The sequence below is a fragment of the Candidatus Binataceae bacterium genome, assembly GCA_035650475.1.
Lineage (GTDB): Bacteria > Desulfobacterota > Binatia > Binatales > Binataceae > JAKAVN01.
In genome coordinates this window covers 576,896-602,801 of sequence record DASRHP010000012.1, presented here as the reverse complement: position 1 = coordinate 602,801, position 25,906 = coordinate 576,896, and the positions used below count along the sequence as shown (strand labels likewise).

Annotated in this window: 22 protein-coding genes; 9 read left to right on the top strand and 13 right to left on the bottom strand. The window is 67.1% G+C overall.

The features are described 5' to 3' along the window. Genes VFB33_14280 through VFB33_14270 form a run of 3 tightly spaced genes read right to left on the bottom strand, consistent with a single transcriptional unit; the run spans nt 1 to nt 2,323 of the window. Nucleotides 1-843 (bottom strand): hypothetical protein, encoded by an 843-nt coding sequence (locus VFB33_14280; GenBank protein ID HZO82860.1) that lies wholly within the window; start codon nt 841-843, stop codon nt 1-3. Next, nucleotides 840-1,580: an NTP transferase domain-containing protein gene (locus tag VFB33_14275; GenBank protein HZO82859.1), complete on the bottom strand. Its 741-nt coding sequence runs from the start codon at nt 1,578-1,580 to the stop codon at nt 840-842. The genes VFB33_14280 and VFB33_14275 overlap by 4 nt, the downstream gene beginning before the upstream one ends. Beyond that, on the bottom strand, nt 1,550-2,323 hold the full coding sequence (locus VFB33_14270; GenBank protein HZO82858.1) for an HAD family hydrolase: 774 nt from the start codon (nt 2,321-2,323) through the stop codon (nt 1,550-1,552). Before VFB33_14270 ends, VFB33_14275 begins: the two co-directional genes overlap by 31 nt. Nucleotides 2,324-2,605: 282 nt before the next feature. On the opposite strand from VFB33_14270, the gene VFB33_14265 reads away from it, so the two are divergent. From VFB33_14265 to VFB33_14240, 6 genes are all read left to right on the top strand, one after another. After that, nucleotides 2,606-3,667: a CDP-alcohol phosphatidyltransferase family protein gene (locus VFB33_14265; protein HZO82857.1), complete on the top strand. Its 1,062-nt coding sequence runs from the start codon at nt 2,606-2,608 to the stop codon at nt 3,665-3,667. Between the two features lie 20 nt (nt 3,668-3,687). Continuing rightward, nucleotides 3,688-5,013 (top strand): radical SAM protein, encoded by a 1,326-nt coding sequence (locus VFB33_14260; GenBank protein ID HZO82856.1) that lies wholly within the window; start codon nt 3,688-3,690, stop codon nt 5,011-5,013. 286 nt (nt 5,014-5,299) lie between these two features. Further along, nucleotides 5,300-6,592 carry a DUF1329 domain-containing protein gene (locus tag VFB33_14255; GenBank protein HZO82855.1) on the top strand — a complete coding sequence of 431 codons (1,293 nt, stop codon included), beginning with the start codon at nt 5,300-5,302 and terminating at the stop codon, nt 6,590-6,592. 10 nt (nt 6,593-6,602) lie between these two features. Beyond that, nucleotides 6,603-7,742, top strand: coding sequence for an acyl-CoA dehydrogenase family protein (locus tag VFB33_14250; protein ID HZO82854.1), 1,140 nt, complete (start codon nt 6,603-6,605; stop codon nt 7,740-7,742). Nucleotides 7,743-7,891: 149 nt separating this feature from the next. After that, nucleotides 7,892-9,052, top strand: a complete 1,161-nt coding sequence (locus VFB33_14245; GenBank protein HZO82853.1) for an aminotransferase class I/II-fold pyridoxal phosphate-dependent enzyme — start codon at nt 7,892-7,894, stop codon at nt 9,050-9,052. A 260-nt stretch (nt 9,053-9,312) separates the two neighbouring features. Next, a complete protein-coding gene (locus VFB33_14240; protein ID HZO82852.1) occupies nt 9,313-12,858 on the top strand; it encodes a PAS domain S-box protein in 3,546 nt (1,181 codons plus the stop codon). 67 nt (nt 12,859-12,925) lie between these two features. Here the strand turns inward: VFB33_14240 and VFB33_14235 are convergent, their stop codons facing one another. After that, complete coding sequence (locus VFB33_14235) at nt 12,926-14,857, bottom strand: TolC family protein (GenBank protein HZO82851.1); 1,932 nt, start codon at nt 14,855-14,857, stop codon at nt 12,926-12,928. 226 nt (nt 14,858-15,083) lie between these two features. Here VFB33_14235 and VFB33_14230 point away from each other — a divergent pair, with 226 nt between their 5' ends. Continuing rightward, a complete protein-coding gene (locus VFB33_14230; protein ID HZO82850.1) occupies nt 15,084-15,635 on the top strand; it encodes a hypothetical protein in 552 nt (183 codons plus the stop codon). A gap of 57 nt (nt 15,636-15,692) precedes the next feature. On the opposite strand, the gene VFB33_14225 is transcribed toward VFB33_14230, so the two are convergent. The 6 genes from VFB33_14225 to VFB33_14200 form a co-directional block, all read right to left on the bottom strand. Then, the gene (locus VFB33_14225; protein ID HZO82849.1) at nt 15,693-15,941 is read right to left on the bottom strand and encodes a hypothetical protein; all 249 of its coding nucleotides are present in this window, start codon (nt 15,939-15,941) and stop codon (nt 15,693-15,695) included. Then, nucleotides 15,938-16,966: a UDP-3-O-(3-hydroxymyristoyl)glucosamine N-acyltransferase gene (lpxD, locus tag VFB33_14220; protein HZO82848.1), complete on the bottom strand. Its 1,029-nt coding sequence runs from the start codon at nt 16,964-16,966 to the stop codon at nt 15,938-15,940. The genes VFB33_14225 and lpxD overlap by 4 nt, the downstream gene beginning before the upstream one ends. Nucleotides 16,967-17,065: 99 nt before the next feature. After that, nucleotides 17,066-18,220, bottom strand: a complete 1,155-nt coding sequence (gene waaF, locus VFB33_14215) for a lipopolysaccharide heptosyltransferase II (GenBank protein HZO82847.1) — start codon at nt 18,218-18,220, stop codon at nt 17,066-17,068. 56 nt (nt 18,221-18,276) lie between these two features. Then, nucleotides 18,277-18,795: a UGSC family (seleno)protein gene (locus VFB33_14210; protein ID HZO82846.1), complete on the bottom strand. Its 519-nt coding sequence runs from the start codon at nt 18,793-18,795 to the stop codon at nt 18,277-18,279. Beyond that, nucleotides 18,792-20,384: a redoxin domain-containing protein gene (locus VFB33_14205; GenBank protein HZO82845.1), complete on the bottom strand. Its 1,593-nt coding sequence runs from the start codon at nt 20,382-20,384 to the stop codon at nt 18,792-18,794. The genes VFB33_14210 and VFB33_14205 overlap by 4 nt, the downstream gene beginning before the upstream one ends. 76 nt (nt 20,385-20,460) lie before the next feature. Further along, nucleotides 20,461-21,699, bottom strand: a complete 1,239-nt coding sequence (locus VFB33_14200) for an acetyl-CoA acetyltransferase (GenBank protein ID HZO82844.1) — start codon at nt 21,697-21,699, stop codon at nt 20,461-20,463. Between the two features lie 162 nt (nt 21,700-21,861). Here VFB33_14200 and VFB33_14195 point away from each other — a divergent pair, with 162 nt between their 5' ends. After that, on the top strand, nt 21,862-22,059 hold the full coding sequence (locus tag VFB33_14195; protein ID HZO82843.1) for a hypothetical protein: 198 nt from the start codon (nt 21,862-21,864) through the stop codon (nt 22,057-22,059). 50 nt (nt 22,060-22,109) lie between these two features. Here the strand turns inward: VFB33_14195 and zwf are convergent, their stop codons facing one another. Next, entirely contained in the window at nt 22,110-23,627 is a 1,518-nt protein-coding gene (gene zwf / locus VFB33_14190; GenBank protein HZO82842.1) for a glucose-6-phosphate dehydrogenase, read from the bottom strand. Between the two features lie 184 nt (nt 23,628-23,811). Here zwf and VFB33_14185 point away from each other — a divergent pair, with 184 nt between their 5' ends. Further along, entirely contained in the window at nt 23,812-24,249 is a 438-nt protein-coding gene (locus VFB33_14185; protein ID HZO82841.1) for a VanZ family protein, read from the top strand. A 42-nt stretch (nt 24,250-24,291) separates the two neighbouring features. Here VFB33_14185 and VFB33_14180 read toward each other — a convergent pair whose 3' ends face one another. Together VFB33_14180 and VFB33_14175 are read right to left on the bottom strand one after the other, a co-directional pair. After that, entirely contained in the window at nt 24,292-24,981 is a 690-nt protein-coding gene (locus tag VFB33_14180; GenBank protein HZO82840.1) for a glutathione S-transferase family protein, read from the bottom strand. A gap of 17 nt (nt 24,982-24,998) precedes the next feature. Further along, nucleotides 24,999-25,886 (bottom strand): DUF72 domain-containing protein, encoded by an 888-nt coding sequence (locus VFB33_14175; GenBank protein ID HZO82839.1) that lies wholly within the window; start codon nt 25,884-25,886, stop codon nt 24,999-25,001. Nucleotides 25,887-25,906: the final 20 nt, after the last annotated feature.

Sequence of the window (25,906 nt, the reverse complement as noted above, 5' to 3'; positions counted from 1 at the left end):
TCAGACGTCCTGGCGCGGCTGACGCGCCCGGCGCAAAAGCGCCACACATCGGCGCGCGATCGCGCGCGCGGCGGCCTGGCGCACCCTGCTGAAGCTGGGCCAGTCGTTGAAATCCACAATCATGATGCGCTCGCCGTCGATTATCGCGTCGCCACCCCACGCCTCCAGGCCGAGCGCGGCGGCGCCCGCGGCCGCGCTCTGCGCCAGCGCGAGGCTTGTCCGATCCGACAGCTCGCCGGTTTCGGGTAGGGCCGCGAAATACTCGCCGCCGCTTACGCCGTAAAACTTGACCACCCTGCCCTCGACCGCCTGCTGCACGTAGGCCAGCCCCACGCCGCGGCGCGCAAACCCGGCCAGCGCCGTGCGCAGCGCGCTCCGGCTTTCTACCCGTTGCACGTCGTCGGAGGCAAGCGCATGGAGGTCGCCGCGCTTGACGTACATCGGAGCATCAACATCAAGCACGCCGAGCGGCATCAGGTCGGGCGGGCGCGCGTCGGTGCGCACCAGAGCACCCGAGGGCGCCGGCACGCCGGCATGGCTCAATCCGGCATAGAGCAGGTCGCGGTAGCAGTTGCGGATGGCGAGCGCGGAATTGATCGCAAGCGCGCCCTGGCGTTCAAGGGCGGCCAGGCGGGCCAGCGCACGTTCACCCTGGCACATCGCAAGCACGACGTCGGCGGCTGGCGGGGTCCGTTCCACAAACTGCGCGGCGCTGATCGCGCCGACCTCGAAGCCGTTCTCGCGCAGCGCGCCGAGCGCGCTGTCGAGGATCGCCGCGTCGGCCTCGACCTTGCCCGGGGAAAATTCCGCCTCACGATAGATTCCCAGCGCACGCATCGTCATTCACGCTCCGCACCCGGCGCCGCACCAACCAGCGCGCGGGCCGCCGCGAGGTCGGCCGATTCATCAACGTCGATCGCGCCTGAAAGCTCGATCGCCGCCAATCGCATCCCGCTCTCCACCGCCATTCCCAAAAGCCGCCGCATCGCATCCAGGCCCGCCGCGCGCGCTCGCGGCGCGAGGTCGAAAATCGTACCCGGCAGCCAGTAAAACCCCGCCGTAACCATCGCGCTCTGGAACTCGCCGAGCGCAGTGATCGCGCCGTCCGAGCCGACCGCAGCAAATAGCGGACGCCGGTCGCCGCGCCATCGCACGACCGCCAGCGCTCCGTCGAACCGTCCCCCGCGCGGGGCACTGAGCTCGGCGGCCCGGTTTGTGAAAGATCTAAGTTCGCCCGGCGCCGCAACCGAGTCAACCGTGGCGAGCACGAAGTGCGAGGCGGCTTGCAGGTCGTCGCTGAGCGCAAACAACGATTCCATCGAACTCGCCGTGTCGCGCACGCGCAGCCGCAGCCAATCCGGCAATTGGAGCCGACGCGCCTCGAGCAGGCGCGCGGTCTCGGAATTGACCAGCGCCACTACGCTCGCTGCGCCCGCATGGCGCAACATCCGTGCCTGCCGCACGAGCATCGCCTCGCCACCCAGCTCGACCAGCGGCTTGGGAATGTCTCCCACCGCCGCGCGCAGGCGTTCGCCGCGGCCGGCGGCAATTATTGCGCCGCTGACTCCGCCGTCTCCCATTTGAGATCCTTCAAGTCTTCGAGCGAATCGATCGTCTGATGCGCGATCGCCGCGGCCTCGCGCTCGTGGGTGGCGCCCGCATGCGCAGTGCGGCCGGCTCGCAGCCAGATCGCGTGCATGCCCAGCTTGCGGGCCGGCGCACAATCCTTGTGCAGCGAATCTCCTACCACCGCGACGCGGTTGTGCGGCAGATCAAGTGCCTTGAGCGCGGCGACAAAAATCCGCTCGTCGGGTTTGAAAATCCCCAGATGCTTGGAATCGATCGCCACCTGGATAAGCTCGCGGATGCCGGCTTCGACCAGGATCACCTCGAGGTTGCCGTAGAAGTTCGATACAACCCCCAGCTTGAATTCGCGCGATAGCTCACGCATCAGGTCGCGGCTGCGCGCCAGCCCGTGCGCCGACTCTTCGGCGAAGTCGGCCGCAATGCGCTCGGCGACGCGATCGCTCCGCTGGTTGAGGCTGAGCAAGCGCTCGCGCACCTCGGCCGGACCTTGGCTGCGGAGATGGTCAAACTGATGGGCGACCAGAAAACGCAGTAGCTCGTGCAGGCCACGCCGGTGCAGAGGGGCGTCGGCGGCGTAGGCCGTGCGAGTGGCGTGCGCATAGGCCGCGTCGAGGTCGGCCCGACTCAGCTCGATCCCCGCCTGACGATAGTGGCGCAGGAATCGGTCCAGCCAGTGATGCGGATGGTCGAGCGTGCCGCCGAAGTCGAACAGCAAACCCCGGGTCGGACTGGTCACCCAGCAAGCTTAGCAGCCCATCCATCGCGCCTCTACAAATTTTCGCTTGAAGAATAAGCAGACGCTTCGGTTGCGCACAGGTTACCGGCGCAGGAATGTCGGATGTGACAAACCGCACGGTCAGCGCGTTGACTCGAGGCCGCGATTGTTCTAAAAACCTTTGTTCAATAAAGGTTTTCTTTGATTGAGACCGCACTAATCGACGTCCCCAGCCGGAGCGGGAATCTGATCTTCGGGCGACCCCTGCTCGAACGGCTGCTACTTATGTGTCAACGCGCCGGTGTGAAGCGATTCTTCATCGGCGCCCCCGAAGCCGAGCGTCCCTCGCTCCGCGACTCGTTAGGCTCATTTCGCGACAGCCCCGCAGTACGCTTCGTCGGCTCCTTCGCCCAAGTGCTCGAGGAGCTGCCGGCCGACGCGCCCTGTGTGGCAATGCGGGGGAACCTGGTAATGCCGGCCTCGCAGTTGCGGGCGGTCTTCGACCATCAGGCCGCCCGCCCCGGTCGGGTTGTCGCGCTGGCCAGCGCCGACGTGGGTCAGCGCGGAAGCGTCGCTGCCGGCCCGTTGGCGCAGCTTATCAGCGTCGGCACCGCCCCGGCCTCGCAGATACCCACCAGCAATCAACTGCCTTTCGCGCTGGACGGACGGCCGGAGGACCTGCACGAGGCCGAACTGCGGCTGGCGCGCGCTCTGCGCCATGAAACCGCGGCCAAGGACGCACCGATGGCGCGCTGGCTGGACCGCCGGCTCTCCTGGCGGATCAGCTATCGGCTGGCGCACACCGCAATCACACCCAACCAGGTGACGCTCGCCAATAGCATGCTCGGTCTGCTCAGCGCGTGGCTGTTCGCTGTAACCAGCTACGGGACCCACGTAGCCGCCGCAGTACTGTTCCTGATTTCGACGACCTTCGACGGGGTGGATGGCGAGCTGGCACGGCTTAAGATGGCAGAGACGCGCTTTGGCGCGTGGCTCGACATCGTGACCGACAACATCGTGCACGTCGCAGTGTTCAGTGGACTGGTCGCGGGATGCTATCGAGCCAGCGGCAGCCGGGCTTACCTGTATCTCCTGGTCATCCTGTTGCTGGGGTTTGCGCTGACAGCGGTCGCGGTATGGCGCGCCACACAGGTCAGCGGCGCCGAGGCTGAGCACTGGATCGCGCGGGTCGAGCAAATTACCGGGCGCGACTTCGCCTATTTGCTGGTCGTACTGGCTCTGTTCGACCGTCTGTATCTCTTCGTCTGGGGCGCCGCGTTCGGCACTTACGTCTTTACGTTCGTCCTGTGGCGGTTGACGACCCGCCGATGGGGACGAAGCGGGTTTGAGGGGAAGCCGGCCTGAACGGCGGCTACGGAGGAAGCGTGAAAAAACCGCGTATTCTGCTGATCCAGCCGACCACGATCCATCTCGACGGCACTCCGCACAAGACGCGCTGGCGGTTGATCATGGGGCTGATGATTCCGCTGATGGCGGGGCTGACGCCGCCCGATTTCGATGTAACCCTGTGCGACGAGCGGCTGGAGGACCTCGACTTCGACGCCGGATGGGACCTGGTAGGGATGACCACCACCATCGGCGCCTCGCTGCGCGCCTACCAGCTCGGCGACGAGTTTCGCAAACGCGGCGTCCCGGTCGTGATGGGCGGCTTCCATGCCACCCTCCAGACCGAGGAGGCGCTCAAACACGCCGACGCCGTAGTCCAAGGCGAAGCCGACCTGGTGTGGGAGCCGCTGTTGCGCGACTGGCAGGACGGCAAGCTCAAGCAGGTTTACAAGGCCGATAAGCTGCACGACCTCAAGGGGTTGCCGCGCCCGCGCCACGAGCTGCTCAAGCTCAACCGCTACCTGTTCAAGGCGGTGCCGGTGCAGGCGAGCCGCGGATGCCCTTATCGCTGCTCGTTTTGCGAGATTCCGGTCTTCTACAGCGGCAGCTACCGCACCCGCCCGGTCGGCGACATCGTCGAGGAGATCAAACAGGTCATCAATGTCACCGGCTTTCGCCGCTTCCAGTTCATCGACGACCAGATCACCGGCAAGCATAAGTTCGCGCGCGAGCTCTTCCGCGCGCTCATCCCGCTCAACATCCGCTTCTCCTGTCTGTGGACGATCAACTCCAACCACGACGAGGAGCTGCTCGAGCTGGCGGCCAAGGCGGGCGTGTTCCACGTCAACATCGGAGTCGAATCGATAAGCCAGGACAGCCTGCTCTCGATGAGCAAGATTCAGAACCACGTCAAGGAGTATAAGAAGCTGCTCAAGCGGCTCGAGCACTACGGCATTTACTACTCGCTCAACTTCCTCTTCGGCCTCGAGGAGGACCATCCGGGCATCTTCGACGACACCCTGCGTTTCCTCCACGAGGTCAAGGCGCCAGAGGCCTTCTTCAACACCGTCACTCCGCGCAAGGGCACCCCGATGCGCGAGAAGCTGGAACAGGAAGGCCGCGTCATCATCCCCGACGCCGACATGTACACCAACAACTTCCGTTGCATGTTCGTGCCCAACAAGCTCTCGCCGCAGCAGGTCGAGGAAGGGGTCTGGCGCTGCACCAAGGAGTTCTACTCGTTCAAGTCGATGTTCAAGCGGCTGCTGATGCCGCCGGGCAAGTTCACCTGGCAGGGGCTGACCGAGAACATGCTGTTCTGGTACGGCGCCAAGCGCCAGATCGACCCGGTGGACTACTACTGAGCCGCGCGCGGCGCGCGCCTGAAGGTCACGGCGCGACCTTCAGGCGCGCGCGTAGCCGGCGGCCGGCGGGAAGGCGCGGGACGCGAGCGGGCGAGTCGGCAGTTCGCGTTCCGCGTGTTTTTCTGCCTCGCTAGCGCCGCGCGGGCGGCTCGGTCAAACGCCGAGGCGCGTCTTTCGGGTTGAACGGCGCACATACGCCGCGCGTTTCGCTTGATCGCGAAACGCCTTCTCTGCTTTCAAAGGAAGTTGTCCGCTTTCGGTTGGGGGACCGGAAGGATGGCAGGAAATGGTTCAGCTTTGCAGGCTCGTTCTCGCCGCCGCGCTCTGCGCGTTGGTGGCCACGCCGGGCGCCTTCGCCGATGACCCGGCGATCGCGCCGGGCACCGTGATCACCACGCAAAACTGGCGCAGCTACGAGAAGTTCATGCCCGACAGCATGGCCGCGCTGTTCTCGGGCCAGTACTTCTGGAAGATCCCCGACGGCGCGCAGATGGTCGTCGGTCCGACCAACGACCATCCATTGCCCAAACCCTATCTCGAAGCGACCGAGAAGTACGCGGGACAGGTCAGGATGGTCCCGCTGCCCAACGGCAGCTTCAATCTCACAGGCTATGTAGCCGGCATTCCGTTTCCCCATCCCGCCGGCCCCAGCGCCGGATGGCAGGTGCTCGCGGACCTATGGTACCGCTACATGCCGCACCTGATCGTCTCGACGCCTGCCAACATGAGCTCGGACTGCGCGATGAACCAGTTCGGCAACATCTCGTGCAACCGCGAGATCTTCGTTGACCGCACGCTCAAGCATGTCGTCGATCCAGGCTACCCGATGGTCACGCCGGGCGCGGGCGACATGGACTACACCGCGTGGAACATGATCGAGGAGCCCGAGGAGGCCAAATACACCGCGGGCCTGACGATCATCTACAGCGACCTGACCCGCCTGCAGGACGTTTACGAATTCACGCCCGCGCTGCGCCGCGCGATCCAGGTCAGCTCCGCTGCGCGCTGCCTGCAGGGCAAGGGCGACGTGACCCGCGACGACTTCCGCTACGGCTTCAACGGCAACATCACCGAGTTCACCGCCAAGCTGCTCGGCCAGCGGCGCATCCTGGCGCTCAACAACATCAACGGCGACACCGGCAAGTTTCCCGAGCAGTACGAGATGCCGCTCGGATGGCCCAAGCCGTCGTGGGGCAAGTGGGAATTGCGCGACGTTTATGTGATCGACGTGCGCAAGGTGCCGTCGAGAGCCGGCGGCTACTGCTACGGCAAGCGCATCATCTACGTTGACAAGAACAGTTTCGTCCCTCTGTGGGAGGACCTCTACGACGCGCAGCGGAAGCTGTGGAAGGCGTTCGCGATCTTCCCAGTCGCGATGGAAGTGCCTGGGGTGGGCGTGCAGGACTTCGCCGGCACCCAGACCGACGTCTTCTGGGATCTCCAGCGCAACCATGCGACCTTCTTCTACAGCACCGACGCCGACGGTCACGGCGCCTACGTCAACCAGCAGGTCCCCAAGGAATACGACAACCTCAAGAAGTACTCGACCCCCGGCGGTCTCAACCAGATTTTCCGGTAGAGAGAAAAGAATGGCCCAGCTAAACGACAGCCAGATTGCGATCCGCGACATGACCCGCGAGTTCGTGCGTCGCGAGATCGCGCCGTTCGCCGCCCAATGGGATCGCACGGCGACCGTGCCGCTGGATACGGTCCGCAGAATCGGGGCGCTCGGGCTGTTCGGGGTATGTGTGCCTGCGCGATGGGGCGGCGCCGGCGCCGACTTCATCTCCTACGTCCTGGCGACCGAAGAGCTGGCCTATGGCGATGCCGGCATCTGCAACCTCGTTAACGCCACCAACTCGTTCTGCTTCAAGGTCCGCGACTTCGGCACCGACCAGCAGAAAGAGCGCTTCCTTCGTCCGGTCGCAAGCGGCCGGCAGATCGCGTGCATGCTCCTGACCGAACCGCAAGCCGGCTCCGACGCCGCCAACCTGCGCACTCGCGCGGCGCGCCGCGGCGATCGCTGGGTCCTCAACGGCGCTAAGTCGCTGATAACCGGCGGTCGCTCTGCCGACGTCGCGGTCGCGCTCGCGCTGAGCGATCCCGCCGCCGGCAAGCGCGGAATTTCGGCCTTCCTACTGCACACGGCGTCGCCGGGCTACCGCGTGGTGCGCGTCGAGCACAAGCTCGGCCATCGGACCAACGACACCTGCCAGATCGCGCTCGAGGAGCTCGAAGTCGACGCCGACGACATGTTAGGGCCGCCGGGCGCGGGGCTGAAGGTGGCGCTCGAAGCGCTCGACAGCGCACGCATCGGCGTCGCCGCCCAATCGGTGGGCGTGGCGCGCGCCGCCTTCGACGCCGCCCTGGCTTACGCGCGCGAGCGGGAAACCTTCGGCAAAAAGCTGACCGAGCACCAGGCGATCGCGTTCAGGCTCGCCGAGATGGCGACCGAGATCGAGGTCACGCGTCAGATGTATCTGCATGCGGCCGCGCTCAAGGAGCGGCGCGCGCGCTGTATCAAGGAAGCCTCGATGGCGAAGCTGTTCGGCGCGCAGATGTGCGAGCGGGTGTGCTCGGCGGCGATCCAGATCCACGGCGGCTACGGCTTCATCAACGACTACCCGGTCGAAAAACTCTACCGCGACGCCCGCGTCTTCCAGATCTACGACGGCACCAACGAGGTGCAAAAGATGCTGATTTCCCGCGAGCTCATCGCCGGCCACTGAGCCCGGTCGCGGCGCAGGCCGGGGCCTGTAACCCCTGCGCATATCGCTTCTTTGCCCCGTCCCTGTGCTAAAAGCGCTGTGTCGGCGGCATCGCGCCCTCGCGCGGCCCTCGCCGCGCGGCCCGCCCGCCGCCGACGCGGAGGTCTGCGATGGCCAAGCTCATCCGGGCGATCGAAACCAAGCTTATCCATGCGGGCGAGCCCGAGCCGCTGCTTGGCGGCGCAGTCGCGATGCCGATCTTCCAATCGGCGACCTTCGCCTACCGCGGCGAGCGCAGTTACCACGACCTGCGCTATATCAGGCTCAGCAACACCCCCAATCACGAAGCGCTCCATGAGAAGCTCGCCGCGCTGGAGAACGCCGAGGCGGCGCTGGTGACGGCGAGCGGGATGGCGGCGATCTCGGCCACGCTGCTCGCGCTGCTCGCAAGCGGCGACCGCCTGCTCGCGCAGGACTGCCTCTATGGCGGCACCCACGACCTCCTGACCGCCGACCTTCCCGCGCTCGGCATCGCAACCGACTTCATCGATCCCAACGATCCCGCCTCGTGGCGCGAGCGCCTTACCCCGCGCACGCGCGCGATTTACGTCGAGACGATCTCGAATCCGCTGATGGGCGTAGCGGACCTGCGCGCGGCGGTCGAGTTTGCGGCCGAGCATTCGCTGGTGTCGATCATCGACAACACTTTCGCAAGCCCGATCAATTTCCGGCCTGCCGAGCTTGGCTTCGACCTTTCAATCCACAGCGGCACCAAGTATCTCAACGGCCATTCCGACATCGTGGCCGGCGCGGTGATCGGACGCGCCGACCTCGTACGCTCGGTCACCCATCGCTTGAACCATCTGGGCGGCGTGCTCGACCCGCACGCCTGCTTCCTGCTCCATCGCGGGCTTAAGACACTGGCCGTGCGCGTGCGCTATCAGAACGAAAGCGCGCTCAAGATCGCGCGCTTCCTGGAATCCCATCCCAAGGTGCGCAGGGTCAATTATCCGGGGCTGGAAGGCAACCCCGACCATCTGCGCGCCTGCGAGCTGCTCGACGGCTTCGGCGGAATGCTGAGCTTCGAGCTGAGCGGCGGAGTCGCCGCCGCCGACCGTTTTATCGAGACGGTCACGCTGCCGATTTCGGCGCCCAGCCTGGGCGGGGTTGAAAGCCTAATCACGCGCCCGGCCACAACCTCGCACTCCGGAATGTCGCCGCAGGAACGGGCGCAGGCCGGCATCGCAGAGGGCCTTATCCGGCTCTCGGTCGGATTGGAAGCCACGGACGATCTGGTCGAGGACTTCGCGCGCGCCCTGGACGCCTGCTGAAGCGCGGGTCGGGCGCCAACCTTGGCGCCAAAAAAAAAGCGTCGCGCGTATTTGCGCAAATTGGTAGGATATAACGGTTTTTCGCCTAAGCTCTGAGACCCGTCGCTCGTCGCGCCAGCAGCACCATGGCCGTCAGCGCAACCGAACCTGCCGCCTCGACAGCCACAACCGAACCGTCGGCCACGACCGCGATGCGGCCGCCGCCGGCGGCGGAAGCTCGCGACTTTTCGGAAAGCGATTGGATTGTGCGGCTGCGCTTGATGCGCACGGCCTTCGTACTGTTCGTCTGCTTCGAGCTTATCTACTTCTTGGTTGACATCGGTCCGACGCCCGCCCTCGGGTTGCACTCGGTTACGCTGCTTATCGCCGCGCTCGTCCTCGCGGCCACGACTATGCGGTGGTTCGCGCGCCGCTGGCGCCCGATCGCGTTTGCAGCCCTGTCCCTGGCCTTCGCGCTGACAGCCGCGCTGACCCTGATGACCGGCAAAACCGAACCATTGCTGATCACTGTCGCGTTGGGCCTGGTTGGCACCGCGGCGACGATGCCATGGAGTACGATCTGCCAGGCAGCACTGACGATAACCGGTGCCGGGGCGATGGCGGTGCCGATGCTGGCGAGCCAGGTTCCGGCGGACCAAGCGGCCTATAGCTGGTTCGGGCTGCTGATCGCTGCCGCCCTCGGTCATTTCATCGTGGCCGCCGCCGAGCATCATCGCGCGGAGATTGCGCGCTGGGCGAAAAGCGTCCAAACGGGCCATGAGCAGCTTCGCCAGAGCGAATCGAAGCTGCGCAGGGTGCTCGAGGCCAGCGGCGACGCGATCTCGATCAACCGGCTGAGCGACGGCCGCTACCTCGACTTCAACCAGTGCTTCTGCGAGATCAGCGGCTACAAGCGGGAGGAAGCCCTCGGCCGCACCGCACTCGAGCTGGGCCTGTGGCTGGACCGCGATCAGCTCAGAACCTTTATGCGCCGCCTGCGTGCCGAGCGCCAGGTGCGCAACATGGAATGCATCTTTCACATGAAGGACGGCAGGGCCGTACCATACCTGCTCTCGGCTGCGCTGATGGAGCTGGACGGCGAGGAGTGCATCGTCGCTGCCGCGCGCAACATCAGCCAGCTCAAGCAGAGCGAGCAGGACCTGCGCAGCGCCTACCAAACGCTCGCGGCCCAGATCGAAACGCTCAACCATAGCCGCGAGCTGCTGCGCGCAGAAATCGCGCAGCGCGAAGCCGCTCAGCGCCGGATGGCCGAGAGCGAGGCCAGGTTCCGCCGCGTCTTCGAGAGCAGCCTCGACGCAATCTGCATCATCGACCTCGCCGGCTGGCGCATCCTTGACTGCAACAGCGACTTCTTCCGTATGGTCGAGCGCCGGCGCAAAGACGTCGTCGGCCACACGATAGCCGAGCTCGATGTCTGGATTTCGGAGCGCAGGCTGCGGGAAGTGACCGAGCTGGTGCTTTCGATGGGCGTCGTGCGCAACCTGGAAGTCGAGTTCCGCCGCCCCGGCGGCGGGACTACCCCCTGCCTGCTCTCGGCCGTGATTAGCGAGATCGACGGACGCCCGTGCCTGCTGGCCTTCTCACGCGACATCAGCCATCTCAAGCGCACCCAGCGCGAACTCATCGCCGCGCGCGAGGCCGCGCTGGCAGCCTCACAGGCCAAATCCGAGTTCCTCTCGAGCATGTCGCACGAGATCCGCACTCCGATGAATGCGATTCTGGGGATGGCGGACCTGCTGTGGGAAACCCCGCTCTCCGCCGAACAGCGCCGCTACCTGCACACGATGCGCGCCAACGGTGCGACCTTGCTCGCTCTGGTCGACGACGTTCTCGATCTCGCCAAGATCGAAAGCGGGCGGCTGGGCCTGGAGCGCTCGGAATTCAGCCTCGTCGAGCTCGCCGAGAGCGTGATGGAAACGCTCGGCATCCGCGCCCACGAAAAAGGGCTCGAGCTCGCACTGCACATTCGTCCCGGCGTTCCCACTGCGCTCGTCGGCGATCCACTGCGCCTGCGGCAGATCCTCGTCAACCTGGTGGGCAACGCGATCAAGTTCACCGAGCGCGGCGAAGTTGTCATCGCCATCGAAGTGGCCGCGCCGCCCGCAATAGCCGAGGCGACCGAGGCGGCCACCGTCGACGCGGACAACCGCGGCCCAAACGGTGCCGAGCCGGCCGCCAACCGCGTGCTCCTGCGCTTTGCGGTGCGCGACACCGGCATCGGAATACCCGCCGAGAAGCTGGAAACGATCTTCAGCAGCTTCACCCAGGGCGACTCGACGACCACCCGCAAGTACGGCGGCAGCGGCCTGGGCCTGGCGATCGTAAAGCGGCTGGTCGAGCTGAAGGGCGGACGGATAAGGGTCGAAAGTCGCCCTGGCGTCGGCAGCACCTTCAGCTTCATCGTGCCGTTCGACGTGCGGCCCGGGGCTCCCGCGGTTGAGCAGCTCGGCGCCGCGCACAGCCTCGCCGGTGCCCGTCTACTGATCGCGGACGGCACGCCGGCGGGCCGCGCAGTCGCCGCCGAGATGCTCGAGCTGGCGGGCGCCGCCGTCGATCAGGCGCCTGACGGCGCCGCGGCGATCGGGCAAATCGATCGGGCGCGCGCCGCCGGCCGCCCCTACGACGTCGTGCTGGCGGATTGCCGGATACCTGCCTCCGACGCGCTCGGCCATCACGTGCGCGCCGACGACGGCGAAGCACTGGTTGTGATGCTGACCGCCGATGATTTGCCGGCGCGGTTTGCGCGCCTGCGTGCCGCGGGATTCGGCGAAAGTCACCGCTGCCGGCACCTGTTCAAGCCGATCCGACGTGCCGAACTGCTGGCGGTGGTTGCCGCCGCCCGCGCGGGCGGACTATCCGAAGCGGCCTCACTCGGGTATCACGACGGCGGCGCCAACGGCGGCGGCGACTCATCCGAGGCACCGGCCCCGTCCGCGCCGCTGCCGGCGTCTGAAGGGGCTATGGCGCAAACCTGCGCGGTGCCGCTTCGGCGCCCGCGCCGGATTTTGCTGGCGGAGGATTCGTTCGACAACCGGCTTGTCATAGAGGGTTACCTGAGGAACACTCCCTATTCGCTGGATTACGCGGCCGACGGCAAGGCGGCGGTCCGCAAGGCAACCTCGGAGAGCTACGACGCGATCCTGATGGACCTCCAGATGCCGGTGATGGACGGGTACGCAGCGGTCTCCGAGATTCGCCGATGGGAGCGCGAGAATCATCGCTCGCCCACCCCGATCATCGCGCTGACCGCGTCGACCCATGAGGAGGCCGCGCGCAGGAGTCTGGAGATGGGATGCAACTCGCGTGTAACCAAGCCGGTCAAACGACCCACGCTGCTCAAAGCGCTCGACGATGCCCTCGAACCGCACGGCGCAGAGAAGGCCGCCACGCAGCCGGAAGCGCCCGCACAGCCCGGGCGCATCGCGCCCGGCTCGTCGTCGATCGGCGCGCCTTCATCCTTCGGCGGCGGCGACTGCGCCGACAGCGGCGAAATCCGGGGTCGGATCGTCGTACACGTCGACGACGACCTGCGCGACCTCGTCCCAGGTTTTCTCGCGCGCAAGCGCGATGACGCTGCGGCGGTGGTGGCCGCCGCCGAGCGCGGCGCGCGCGAAGCCGTCGCGCGCCTGGGGCACAAGCTCAAGGGCGAAGGCGGCGGCTTCGGACTCGAGGCAATAAGCGAAATCGGGCGCGGCCTCGAACGGGCCGCCGCCGGCGGCGACTTCGACGGCGCGCGCCGCCTGGCAGGTGAGCTTGTGGACTTCCTCGACCGCCTCCAAATCGTCTATCAGCCGATGGAGGAGTAGAGGCGGCGGCCCACTGCCCGCCGCGCCAGAACTCCCGCCGGGCCGCGCGCTCGGCGTCAGGCGGCGCTCAGAACTTCGCGTACCAGGGCGAGCGATGCGGGTTCTGAAGCTCGAAGTTTATCTGGAAGGCGCGCAACAACGTTCCCTCTTCGTGCTCGAGCGCGAGCTTGGCATCCTCGAGATCGACCTCGGCCTGGACCTGGTTGCCCTGCGCTGAGACCAGCTGTGACTGGAACTGCAAAAGGTCGTGTGTCGTCGCCATCCCGACTCGAAAACGCACTTCCTCGTCGTGCAGCGAGCGGGCGGCGAAGTAGGTTGCCGCGCGGGTGGCCCGCACGCGCTCGAGGTCGGCCTGCAGGTTGGCAAGCGCGGTCTGCACGGCGACCACGGCTTGCGAGATGTCGGCGCGGTATTGCATCCGGAGCTGCTCGTACTGCACGCGGGTCTGCGCCAGCACCGCGCGCGCGGCGGCGTTGTCCAGCGGGTACTCGAAATTCATCACTGCCGCGTAATTGTAGAAGCCGAAGCCGAACAGCCGGTTGAGCGCGTCGCCGTAGATTCCGCCGAAGGACAGCTTGTTGCCGGGCAGGCCCGAGGGCGAGATACAGTTGGTCTTGGCCGCGCCGCTGAAGCTCGTGATGCAATGGGCACTGCCGGCGGTTGAGTTGAGGCCGAACTGCGCGCCGAGGTTGAGCTGCGGCAGAGTCTGGTTCTCGGCAAACTTGACCTGCAAAAGCGCGCCGCGGATGGCCTCGCGCATCGCCTCCAGCGAGGGACGGTACTCGATCGCGGTTTCCAGCGCGACTTCCTGGTTAGGATTGAAATTGAGCGTGGTCGTCGGCTTGTCGATCGGCTCGATCTCCTGCGGTACGAAGGTCGCGGACGGATTCATCATCACGTCCTGGCGCAGAGTCGCACGTGCGGCGCGCAGCGCCGCCTGGGCGGTATAGACGTTGGCCTCGGCGGTCGCCTCGGCCGACTGCGCCTCCTGCAAATCGATCGGCGCCAGCGTCCCGACCTGGACCGAGATCCTGTTCTGGCGCACCAGGTCGCTGTTCAGACGCAGTCCGTACTCGGCAACCTGCAGGTTCTCCTCGGCTTGCACCACATTCCAGTAGTCGGTGCCGACCCGGAGCACGAAATCCTCCAGGCTCTGCGCCATCGTCCACTGCGATTGTTTCTGCGAGGACTCGGCGATGCGCACGTTGATGGTGGCGAATTTCCATCCGAAGTTGCGCAGCAGCGGCTGCGCCACCGACAGCGCCAGCTGCGGATTGTAGGATGGATTGACCGAGGCGAAGGTCGAATTGGAGTAGGTGCGGTTGTTATTGAAGGTGATGCTGAAGGTGCCGTTGGTGAGCGAGGAAACCTTGTCGAGGCCGAAATTCCAATCGTAGAACTTGCTGGTGAAGGCGCGGCTGCCGACCACCTGGAAGGGCGAGGTTACCGGCACTACGCTCTTGATGATGTCGCTCTCGGCTGTCAGCGCGGGGTCGAAGGCGCCATTGGCGACTGCGACCGCCTCCTGACTCCCCACCGGATTGAGCTCAAAGACTTTGACGTTGGGATTATTCTCCAGCGCAATGTAGATCGCCTGCTTGAGCGTCAGCCCGCGCACGGTGTCGTCGCGCGTGTGGAGATAAGACTGGCTGATGATACTCTCGGGCGGTATCAGCTCGGTGGGCGAGAGCTGGCGCGCGTAGACGTCGGGCAGCGAGAGCACCGAGGCGCCCTGTTCGAACGGCGCGGTCTGGCTGGCCGGCGCGTTGACGTTGGGCGCGGGCTGCGGCGGAACCGGAATCACCGCCTGATTGCGCGGAGTCGGGCTCGGCGGCAGCTTGGGCGCGCCGGCCGCCAGGCCGCTGGGCGGCACCGTCGGCGCCGCCGCGCCGAAGGTAGGAACTGCCGGCGGCGCGCTCTGCGCGCGCGCGGCGGCGACCGTCCCGGCCAGCATCGCCAGAATCCCTATCACGAGCACGACATAAGTCTTGCGCAGCATTTTGCTCCGGGACCTCCTTGACCACCCCGAGGGCTCGCACACAGGCGGAATCGAATTGTGATTGGCGCGCTTGGCAATTCGCGCGAACGTGTAGAGGGCACTTTGGCCCAAACGCGCCATGCTTGCAACGCGCGCCCGCCTCCTTGATCATAGCCGCGCGTAACTCGGCTTCGCCGGGCGCGCCCGCGCGAACCAGACGCCTCAGCCGCTGATGAAGGTTCCTCTGTTGATCGGGAAAATACGCCGCTTGCGCGCGCTGGTTGCGGCGCTCGTGGGGATCGGATCATTTACCTGGTGCGGACTGGTCCGCGCGCAGACCGCGCCGCCCCCGCCCGCACCCCCATCGCTGACTCGTCCGTCAGTGCCGCTTCTGCCAGGCGCGCCGCAACCGCTGGTGAGCGTGCCGTTCGCGCAGCCCACCCCGCTGGCCACGCCAGTGCCGATCCCAACGCCGCTGCCCGCTCCGGTAGCGCGCATCTTCAATTGCAGTTGCTTTACCACCGCGTCGGGCACGCAATGGGCGGGCACCGTGCAGGCGCCTGATTTCGCCACCGCTCGGCAGGCCGCCAGCGGCGCCTGCGTCGCCTACGTCACCTCGCGCACGCCTGCTTCGGAGCAGATCCAGCCGCCGCAGACCACACAGCCCGCGACCGGGGCGACCGGCGCACTGCTCGTGGGGCCGCTCGGTCAGGCGCAGCCCAAGCCGCCGCTGCAACAACTGGAGGCCCTGCCGGCGCTGACCGGTCAGACCATCTGCAACGTCTGCGCGTGCGATTGAGGCCCGAAGACGTCGCGCGCGGCGCCGCGGATGAACCGGCGTGCATCGACGGCCGCCTCATTCGTCGTACTGCGCCTGACCCTGCGACTGCTGCGAACTGGACCGCGCTTTGTTCTGACCGCTCTGGTTGGCGGGCTGTTCCGCCTTGTAGCCCTGGTAGGCGAGGCTTGGCACCGCAAGCCAGAAACACCCGCTGCACGCCGTCGTCGCAAACAGCGCCGCGGCCACGATTGCCGCAACGCCGATCGCACCGCTGACCCGCGCACGGCGCCGCCCTCTCTGTCCCACCGGCTGATCCTTCCTCATCGCCCGTCCTCCTCCGCCTCGATGCCAAGGCGCCTTTCGAGCGCGCGCAGCCGCCGCACCATCGCGGGCAACCGCGGCGTCGCCGCCGACACGCGCCGCCACGTGCGCACGTCAACCGCCGGCGTGCCACCCACCGTCGCATCGTCGGCGACGTCGTGCGGGATTCCCGATTGCGCCACCACCCGCACGCGGTCGCCGATCCGCGCGTGATCGGCGAAACCCGACTGGCCGCCGAACTGGCACCAGCGACCGACCTTCACCGAGCCCGCCAGGCCCACCTGCGCTGCCATCCGCGAGTACTCGCCGACCTCGCAGTTGTGGCCGATGTGCACGAGGTTGTCGAGCTTGGCGCCGCGCGCGATTCGGGTGGCGCCGATCGTGGCGCGATCGATTGTCACGTTGGCGCCGATTTCCACGTCGTCCTCGATTACCACCGTGCCGACCTGCGGAATCTTCACCAGGCCGCCGGCGTGCTCGACGAAGCCGAAGCCGTCGGCGCCAATCACGGCGCCGTTGAGAATCGTCACGCGCTCGCCGATCACCACGTTCTCGCGAATCGACACGCCGCTGTGGCATACGGTGTCGTCGCCAACGCGCGCACCGGGATAGATCGTCACATGGGGATGGAGAACCGCGCGCCGGCCGATCACCGCGCCGGCGCCGACTACGCAATATGCGCCAATCGACGCCTCGGCCCCGACGCTCGCGTCGGACGCGATGCGCGCGCTGGGGTCGATTCCCGGCGCGGGCCGGTACGGCGGGAAGAACAGCTCCAGCACCCGCGCAAAGTCGGCGTACGGGTTCGCGCTGATCAGCACGGGGCACGGCGCCTCGGCGGCAAACTCTGCGGGCACGATCGCGCACCCGGCGGTGGTCGTGCGCAAGGCGCCGAGATATTTGGCCGAGGCGACGAAGATGATCGTGCCGGGGGCGGCCGCCTCGAGCGGCGCGGGTGTGCTGATCTCCGCCTCGCCGCTGCCGCGCAGCTCAAGGCCCAGCCGGGCCGCGAGTTCCTTTACTTTCATGCATACGCTCCCATCGCAGCCGCGCAGGTCCTCCGCGGGTGTCTCACGTAATGGATTTCGGTTCGCCGCAGCGCGCGCATAACAGATTCCACAAACGGTTCAGGCAAAGGCGCCGAACTCCTCGAGCGCGGCTGCGACTTCCTCGGCGCCGATCCCGCGCAGGCAGTTGTAATGGCCAAAACGGCAGGTGCGTTCGAGGCAGGGGCTGCATTCCAGCGCGCGATAGATGACCCGCGTCCGCGGCCCCATCGGACCGGTCCGGGCCGGATTGGTCGAGCCGAAAACCGCCACCGTGGGCAGGCCGAGCGCACCCGCCAGATGCATGCATCCGGAGTCGTTGCCGGCAAAGCCCTGGCACAGCGCGAGCAGCGCGATGAGCTCGCCGACGCTGGTTTCTCCCGCCGCGACCAGCGCCGCGGTTCTGCACCGCGCCACGATTTCCATGCACCGCGCGCGGTCGCTCGCGGCTCCCACCAGGACGCATTCCGCGCCGTGGCGCGCGGCCAGGAGGTCGACGAGCGCCGCGTAACGCTCGGCGGGCCATTCCTTGGCCGGGCCGTAGGCCGCAGCCGGCGCGAGCGCGACCAGCGGCCGCCCCCCCCGTGTGCGGTGCGCGGAAAGCCAGGCGCGCATTTTGTCCCTGCTCTGCGCGTCAACGTCGAGGCGGTAATTATCGGCCGCGCCCTCGGCGCCGATCGTCTCGGCGACCATCACGAGCCAGTGATGGGCCTGGTGGACCTGCTCGACCTCGGTGCGCATCTCGGCCCGATGCGTGAGCATGAAGCCGCGGCGGTCGGCGACGTAGCCGGCGCGGCGTGGCACCCCGGCCAAGGTCGTCCACAGCGCCGACTGGAAGCTCTTGGGAAAGAGCACCGCGAGATCGAAATGGCGGGCGCGGATCGCGTTGACGATAAGCGCGCGGTCGAGCACGCCGGCCGCTCCCGCACGCAGCCGGTACGGGATGACCTCGTCGATCCAAAGCGCGCCATCGAAGAAGCCCGCCAGTTCGCGGCGTACCAGGACGCCGAGCTCGGCGTGCGGAAACGAATCGCGCACCGCGCGCAGCGCGGGCAGGCTCATCACGAGGTCGCCCAGCCAATTGACCGCCTTGACCAGGATGCGCGCGGGCGCAGGCGACGGCTTGCGCACCAGCCGCGGCAGCGGCATACCGACCGGCGCCCATTGCGCGCGCAGCGCGCCGGGCGGCGGCTCAGGCTCGCTAATGCGGACGAAGTGCGGCTCGCGCGGCGCCATCGCGGAAATCAGTAAATGCGAGGCGGATGCGGCGCGCAAGCCGCCATGGGCACCGGCTAGTTGCTGAGCGCGTCGACCAGCCTATCGATGATCGCGTCGGCCTTCGCGCGCATCTCGTCATCGGTCGCGTCCTGGATGGGATGGGGCACGAAGACGCGGCGCACCTCGGGCAGTCCGAGCGCGCGCGCCTGCGCCTCGGCCGCATCCACAAAGGTGGACGACGCCACCATCACCGCGGGCTTGCCGTTTACTTCAAACCATACGGAGTCGTGCACACTGCACGTCGTGCACGACCCTCAATCGGCGAGCGCCTCGATCACGAAGTCGCTCTCCCCGGCGATTTTGCGCAGGAGCTCGTCGGGCGCCGGCTTGGCGAAGGTCGGTTTGCGGTAGCGCCTGAGCGTCACGCCCGGCAGGCGCGCGCTCAGCCGCTGCTCGATGCGGCTGAGCAGGACGTCGCCGCGCGGCTTGGCGATGTCGAGCAGGGCGACCGTGCCGCTGAGACGGCCCGGGCGCGCCGCGAGCGCGCGCCTAAGCGGCTCGCGCTCGTCGGTGGGGTCAACGATTCGCATCATGCCACCTCCTCGATTTTGCGGCTCACGCTCAGCGAGCCCATCGGCCCGCTGAACCATCCGCCGAACACGCTGGAGAACTTTCCGGCCTCGCCGCCGGCAACCACGATATTGATATTCTCGGGCTTGCGGAACTTCGGGATACGCTGGGCGAGCTGCGCCGCGCTCGGATTGCTGAGCCCAAGCTGGCGCAGCGCCATCCCCTCGCCCGCCTCGTCGTCCGGCAGCAGCTCGCGGATCGGACGCGCGCTGGCGTCCTGGATTCGCTCGCGCACCCGCGCCTTGGTCCAGCCGTCGCGCGCGAAAGTGTCGGCGTGCTCGGGCGAGATCACCAGCAGCACCTCGCCGTAGTTGTGGAGCTTCGGATGCCAACAGGCCTCCAGCGCCATCCCGAGGCTGCCGGCGAGCGCGCGCCCCGTGCGCGAGAGCTGATCGACGATCAGGCGCGGGCCCGGCTCAAGGCCGAAGACAGTGACCACGTCGTCCTCGCGCTGAAAGCCGCGCTCAACGTGCAGCGGTTCCCACGGGCTGCGCTCCTCCCACTCGGGGAAGCACGCTGTGTACTTGGCCGGGCCGCCGAGCGCGGTGCGCTCGATCTCGCCCGGGCGCGCGCCGCCGACGTTGCGCAGCGCAAGCTTGACCGCGCGTCCGATCGTCGCGTTGGCGCGATTGCCCGACCCGAGCACGCCGATCTTCATGTTCATCCCCAGGCGATGACGGATCGGGCCGTTGACCACGATTATCGGTGTCGCGCCCGCCGTCGTCGCCATCACGCCGTGGATGTTGAACTCGTCGGTGCATACCGCTTCGAGCACTGCGGTCACTACCGGCAGGTACTCCGGCCTGCACCCGGCCATCACGGCGTTGGCCGCGACCTTTTCGATCGTAAGCGGCGCCATGTTCGGCGGCACGGTCGCGATCACTTCCTGCGGATCGCGCCGCGTTCCGGCGAGCATCCGCATCACGCGCTCGGGAGTGGGCGGAATCACCGGCAAGCCGTCGCTCAGCCCGCGTTCGAACATGAACTCGAAAGGATCCTCCGCCGCGCCGAGTTCGATCTGGCGCGCGCGCAGCGGCGAGCCTGACGCCTCGGCCGCGAGCCGCTCGGCGATTGCCGGCTCGACCGACTTCGAGCCGCATCCGGGGCGCGCGGCGGGGTAAGCGCCCCAGTCAATCCGCGGCGCGCCGCCGCCGGCCATCCGCGCGAGCCGGGCGCACAAGTTCTGCCAGTCAAACTTGTCGAAGCCCTCGAAGCGGAGCAACTCGGCCCCCGTGGCGTCGGCCAGCACTACTGTCGGGACGATCTCGATGTTGTAGGCGTACGAAACCCTGAGTGCCGAGTCGTCGAGCATCGGGAGGGTGAGTCCGTGCCGTTCGATCAGCGCTGCGTTGCCCTGCACGTCCTGGCCAATCGCGGCCACGTCGATCGCTTCGCCAAAGCTGCGCCATACCGCTTCGAGCAGCGGCATCGTCAGGTTGCAGGTCGGGCAATCCTCCTTGACGAAACAGAGCAACGCCGGATGTTTCACGGGAAACATGTGAACGCGGCGATGCTGATCGGAAAGCGAAAAGCCCGGCAGCGAATTCGCCATCCCGCTCCCTCCTTGTGCGCCCGCGCCTGCGCGTGTAGGACGCTCGCCGACTCTTACGTACGCCGCGCGCCGTGTCCTAGCGCTTGCCGACGACAAAGGCGCAGCTTGTGGTGCCGCTGCCCCCGATATTGAGCATCGCGAAGCGCTCGGCGCCCTCGACCTGGTACTCGTTGGCCTGCCCGGTAACCTGCTTGTAGCAATCGAGCATCTGGCGCACACCCGTCCCGCCCACGGGATGGCCAACGCCGATAAGCCCGCCGCTCGGATTGATCGGCGTCTTGCCGCCCATCTCGATCACGCCCTCCTCGATCGCCTTCCACGACTCCCCGGGTTTGGTCAGGCCGAAATGGTCGATCGCCATGTACTCGGAGGTCGTGAAGCAGTCGTGGGTCTCGATGCCGGAGACCTGCTCCACGCCCGCGATGCCGGCGCGGCGGAAGGCGTCGAGAATCGCCTGGCGCGTATGCGGCAGGACGTAGGGGTTGTCGCGGCTCTCGGCGATCTTCTTGTCGAACTCGAGCGGCGCGGTGTGATGACCCCAGCCGAGGATGCGCGGGAGGTCTGCGAGCTTGAGGTTGCGCCGCCGGGCGTACTCGGCCGCGTATTGTTCCGAGGCCAGAAAGATCACCGCGGCGCCGTCGGTGACCTGCGAGCAGTCGCGCACCTTGATCCGCCCAGCGATCGGCTGGTTGAACTTGGCCGCCTGCTGGGGGTCGGACTCGGTGCGTGGCCAGTTGCGGGTCTGGGCGAGCGGATTGCGCCGGGCGTTGGAGAAATTCACCGCCGAGATGTGCGCGAGATGCTCGTCCTTGAGCCCGTAGCGCTTGTCGTATTCGTCGCCGAGGCGGCCGAACAGCGCAGGGAACGGATACGGCACCCCCTTGCACTCGCGCTCGTACCATCCGGCGGTGCCCAGAAAGTCGCCGCCGGTCGCCGAATCGACCGTCTTCATCTGCTCCGTCCCGACCACGGCGGCGAGCCCGTAGCGGCCGGCCTCGATCTCGGCTGCCGCGGCGAGGATCGCAATCGAACCCGAGGCGCAGGCGGCCTCGTGGCGCGCGGTCGGGATTCCGGAAAACGCCGGGTCCACCTCGAGGAAAAAGGCGTTGAGCTGGCCCTGCTTGGCGTATAGCTCGGCGGCGAAGTTGCCGACGTGGGCGGTTTCGATCTCGCGCGGCTCGATCCGCGCCTGCTCCATCGCCATGCTCACCGTCTCGCGCAGCACGGCGGAGAAGTGCTTGCCCTCCTTCATCCAGTTGCGGGCGAAGTCGCTCTGCGCGCCGCCGAGAATATAGACCGGGCCTGGGTTAGCCATGATGCTCCTCCTCGAAAGACCGGGCGGGGAAGACCCGTTGCCTAGGTTAGCGCACCGTGCGCCGGATGCGCGAGGGCTGGGGCGCGTTTGCAATTGGGCGGCGTGATGCGATAATCCGCAAATCTGGGCCGCAGCATCTCGCACAGTCGCGGGAGGGACGCCATGAAACGGATAGCGCTGAAGGCAGTCGCGGGAATACTACTGGCGGGCGTGATCGGGACCGGCGGCTATGTACTCGCCAGCGGACGCGCGGATGTCCCGCAGTGTTGCCAGACCAAGCAGGCGTGCTGCCCGTCGCAGCCCTGCTGCTCGGGCGGCAGCCACAGCGCGCAGTGCCGGCTGATGCATCGTCGCGCGTAGGACGCGGCGCGCAATTCAGAGACAAGCTTCCTGCGGCGCCACTCGCCGCTTTACGGCGCGAACCATTCGCGGCCGTCTGCACGGATCAGATCGTCGGCCGCCTGCGGACCCCAGGTACCCGCCGGGTACGGGTAGAGCGGAACTGACGGGTCGTGCTCCCACTGGTCGAGGATCGCCTGCACAAACTCCCACGAGCGATGCACGAAGCGGCTGCTGAGGAACAGCGTATGGTCGCCCGCCATCACGTCGAGCAGCAGCCGCTCGTAGGCGTCGGGTGAGTCGCCTTCGAATTCGGTCGCGTAATGGAGGTCCATCCGCACCGGCTGGATCGTGATATCCAGACCGGGCCGCTTGGTCAGCACCTCCAGTGAGAAGCCCTCGTCGGGCTGGATCCGGATCGCCATCACGTCCGGCGGCAGCGTAACGCGCCGGTTAAACAGGATCGCCGGCACCCGCTTGAACTGCACGAAGATTGCGCTCGCCCGCCGCGGCATCCGTTTCCCCGTGCGCAGGTAGAACGGTACGCCCGCCCATCGCCAGTTGTCGACGTGGGTCCTCAGCGCGACGAAGGTTTCCGTGCGCGAGGACTCGCGGACGCCCTCCTCCTGGAGATAGCCGGGCGCGCGCTTGCCGTTCACGGCGCCCTGCGCGTATTGGCCGCGCACGACGAAATCGCTTACCGCGCCCGGCGGGATCGGCCTGAGGCAGCGCAGCACGTTGACCTTGGCCTCGCGCACGGCGTCGGCCGCCAGCGATACCGGCGGCTCCATCGCGGTCAGCGCGAGTACCTGCAAGATGTGGTTCTGCACCATGTCGCGCAGGGCGCCGGCGCCGTCGTAGTACATCGCGCGGGTGCCCAGCCCTTCCTCCTCGGCGACGGTTATCTGGACGTGATCGACGCGGCGGTTGTTCCAGAAGTCCTCGAAGATGCTGTTGGCGAAGCGCAGCACCATCATGTTCTGCAGGGTCTCTTTGCCGAGGTAGTGGTCGATGCGGAAGATCTGGGTCTCGTCGAAGAAGCGGCGCAAGGTGGCCGTGATCTCGAGCGCGCTGCGCAGATCGGTGCCGATCGGTTTCTCCACGACGACGCGGCTGAAATGCGGCGCCTCGGGCGGCGCGATGAGCCCCGCGCCGTACAGCCGCTCGACGCTTTCGCGGATCGCCTCGGGCGGCAGCGACAGGTAGAAGACGCGGTTGGGCGGCAGCCCGCGTTGCGCCTCGATCTCCTCCAGTCGCTGCTTGAGCCGGGCGAAGCCGTCGGGGCGATCCAGCCCCGAGAGGTAGTCGAGACTGTTCGCAAATCCCTGCCAGCATTGCTCGTCGAGCTCCAGGCGCGAGAATCGCTCGACCGCCTCGCGCGCGCGCCTCTGGAACGCCTCGACCGACATCGGGCGTCGCGCGAAGCCAAGGATCGCGCTTTTCTCGGGCACCAGCCCGTGTCCGCACCGGTGAAGATTGTAGAGCGCAGGGATGAGCTTGCGCGCGGCGAGATCGCCCGAGGCGCCGAGGATGACGATCGTGCACGGCGGCGCGGGATGCGCGCCGGCGATGGTCCACGCCCGATCCATAACGCTGGCCGTCCTTTCCGGGTGGCGCGCCTGCCCTGGTTTAACGCGTCGGCGCGGGTTTCGCGCCCCGTGCTACCCATGCTAGCGTCGATTTGTTATCCGGCAAACCGCGCGAAGAGCTGCGGCAGCACCGACGCCCGGCGCAAGCTGTCCGGTGGATGGTTCAGATGACGGGGAGCAGTGAATGAACGGCGCTGTGCTGGCCGGCGAATCGATCGAACGCACGATAGTCAAATGGCTGCCGGCCCTGGTCTGGGCGACGGTCATCTTCGTCCTATCGACCTCGTACTTTTCGGCCGCCGCGACCTCGCGGATAATCGACCCGATCCTGCGCTGGCTGATGCCCTCGGCGTCGGCCGCGACGGTCGCGCTCGGCCACGACCTGGTGCGCAAGAGCGCGCACTTCGCCAACTACGCGATCCTGTTCTGGCTCCTGATCCGCGGCCCGATGGCCGGGCGGCCGTATACCGCCTTCGTCCTCTGCGTGCTCTACGCGCTGCTCGACGAAGGCCATCAGGTGCTGGTGCCGGGCCGCACGCCATCGCTCTATGACGTCGCGCTGGACTCCACCGGCGCGCTGTTTAGCCGCTTCCTGCACGCCGCGACCTGCGAATTCGCCTGAGGGGTCGGGCAGCGGCGAGTCGAAAGCCGCGCGCCCAACTGTTCACGCACCGTCGCTTTCGAGCGCTGAGGAGATGCGGTCGATACGCGCGTAGAACTCGCGCAGCGCGGCAAACTCGTGCGGGATTTTCGACACCCCGCTCAGCGCCAGCAGATGGAGCTGGCCGTAGAGCGCGAAGTCGGCGAGCCCCGGCCGGCCGAGCAGAAAGGCGCCGTGCTCGAGCGCGTGCTCGAACGGCGCCAGGACCTCGCGCACGCGCGCGAAGTTAGCCTCGCGCTCGCGCTCCATCCGCTCGCAGAACCCCGCACCGTATTTCCGCTCGCGGATATAGCGGAACAGCGCCAGCCGGTCCGCGCCTTGGCGCGCGAAGCGCGCCGCCTCGTCGGGCACCGCGTAGCGGAACAGCGCGTCCTCGACCTCGGTATCGACGTAGCGCGCGAGCGCGACGTGCAGGCCGCGCCATCGCGGCGGCAGAATCGTGGGCTCCGGGCGCAGTTCCTCCAGGCGCATCGCGATCCGATCCGAATCGACCACCACCTCCGGCGCCTCTGCGCCGGCGACCTCCTCCAGGCGCAGCGCGGGAACCACGACGTGGCCCGAGACCGCAACCAGTTCCTTGCGCTCGACGTAATCGACCTCGACGACCTCGTAATCGACGCCCTTGTAGTCGAGAATCTTGCGCACCTTGGCGCAAAATGGACTGGTCGCGAACTGGTAGAGCGTGGCCCTCATCGCCGGTCCTCCAAGGCTCAGTGGCTCAGCATCTGCGCCATCGTCGCCGCGTTCATCACGCCGAAATTGCGATAGCAGTTATTGAAGATCACGCTGGCGCGGCGCACCCCTTCAAGCGCCTTCAGCCGTTCCGCCCACGGCGCCAGCTCGGCCTCTGAGTAGAGGTACTTGTAGCGCTCGGCCGGCCCGCCGGTGCGCTTGTACCAGTTCTCGCGGTTGCGCCCATGGAAACGCACGTAGGCCTCGGGTCCAGTGACCTCGAGGAACGACTCGACCGTGCCCGGCGGCGCATCCACCGAGACGAAAGTCAGCGCATGCTCGCGCAGGAAGCGCATCGTCTGGCGCCGCTGGGCGCCCTGAAGCCAGCTGTTGTGGCGAAACTCGATCGCGATCGCCGCACCCGGCATCCGCGCGCCCAACCCCGCGATATAGTCGAAGTTCTGCGTGCGCGCGGTAAAGTACGGCGGGAACTGGAAGAGCAGATGGCCGAGCTTGCCCGCCTCGCGCAGCGGATTGAGTGCGCCCCAGAACATCCCGAAGGCCGCTTCGAGCACCTGCGGCGGCGGATCGCGCAGGCGCGCCTGCGCGCGCTGCGCCGGCGTCAGCATCGACTTGATCGCGGCCGGCAGCCGCGCGGTGTCGACCGGATGCTGCGTGAGCATCGCAAACGCCTTGATATGAAAGACGAAGCCGGCCGGCGTGCGCGCGACCCACAACTCGGCGTTGCGCTCGGCGATGAGCGCGTAGTAGCTGGCATCCACCTCGACGGTGTTGAACTGGCTCGCGTAAAAGCGCAGCCGCTCCTCGGCCGTCTTCAGCGCGGCCGGGTAGAACTCGCCCGAGCGGATCAGCGTCGGGTCGGTCCACGAGGCGGTGCCGACCAGGAATTGCGGCGCCGAGCCCATCTCCACCGCAGCTTAGCGCA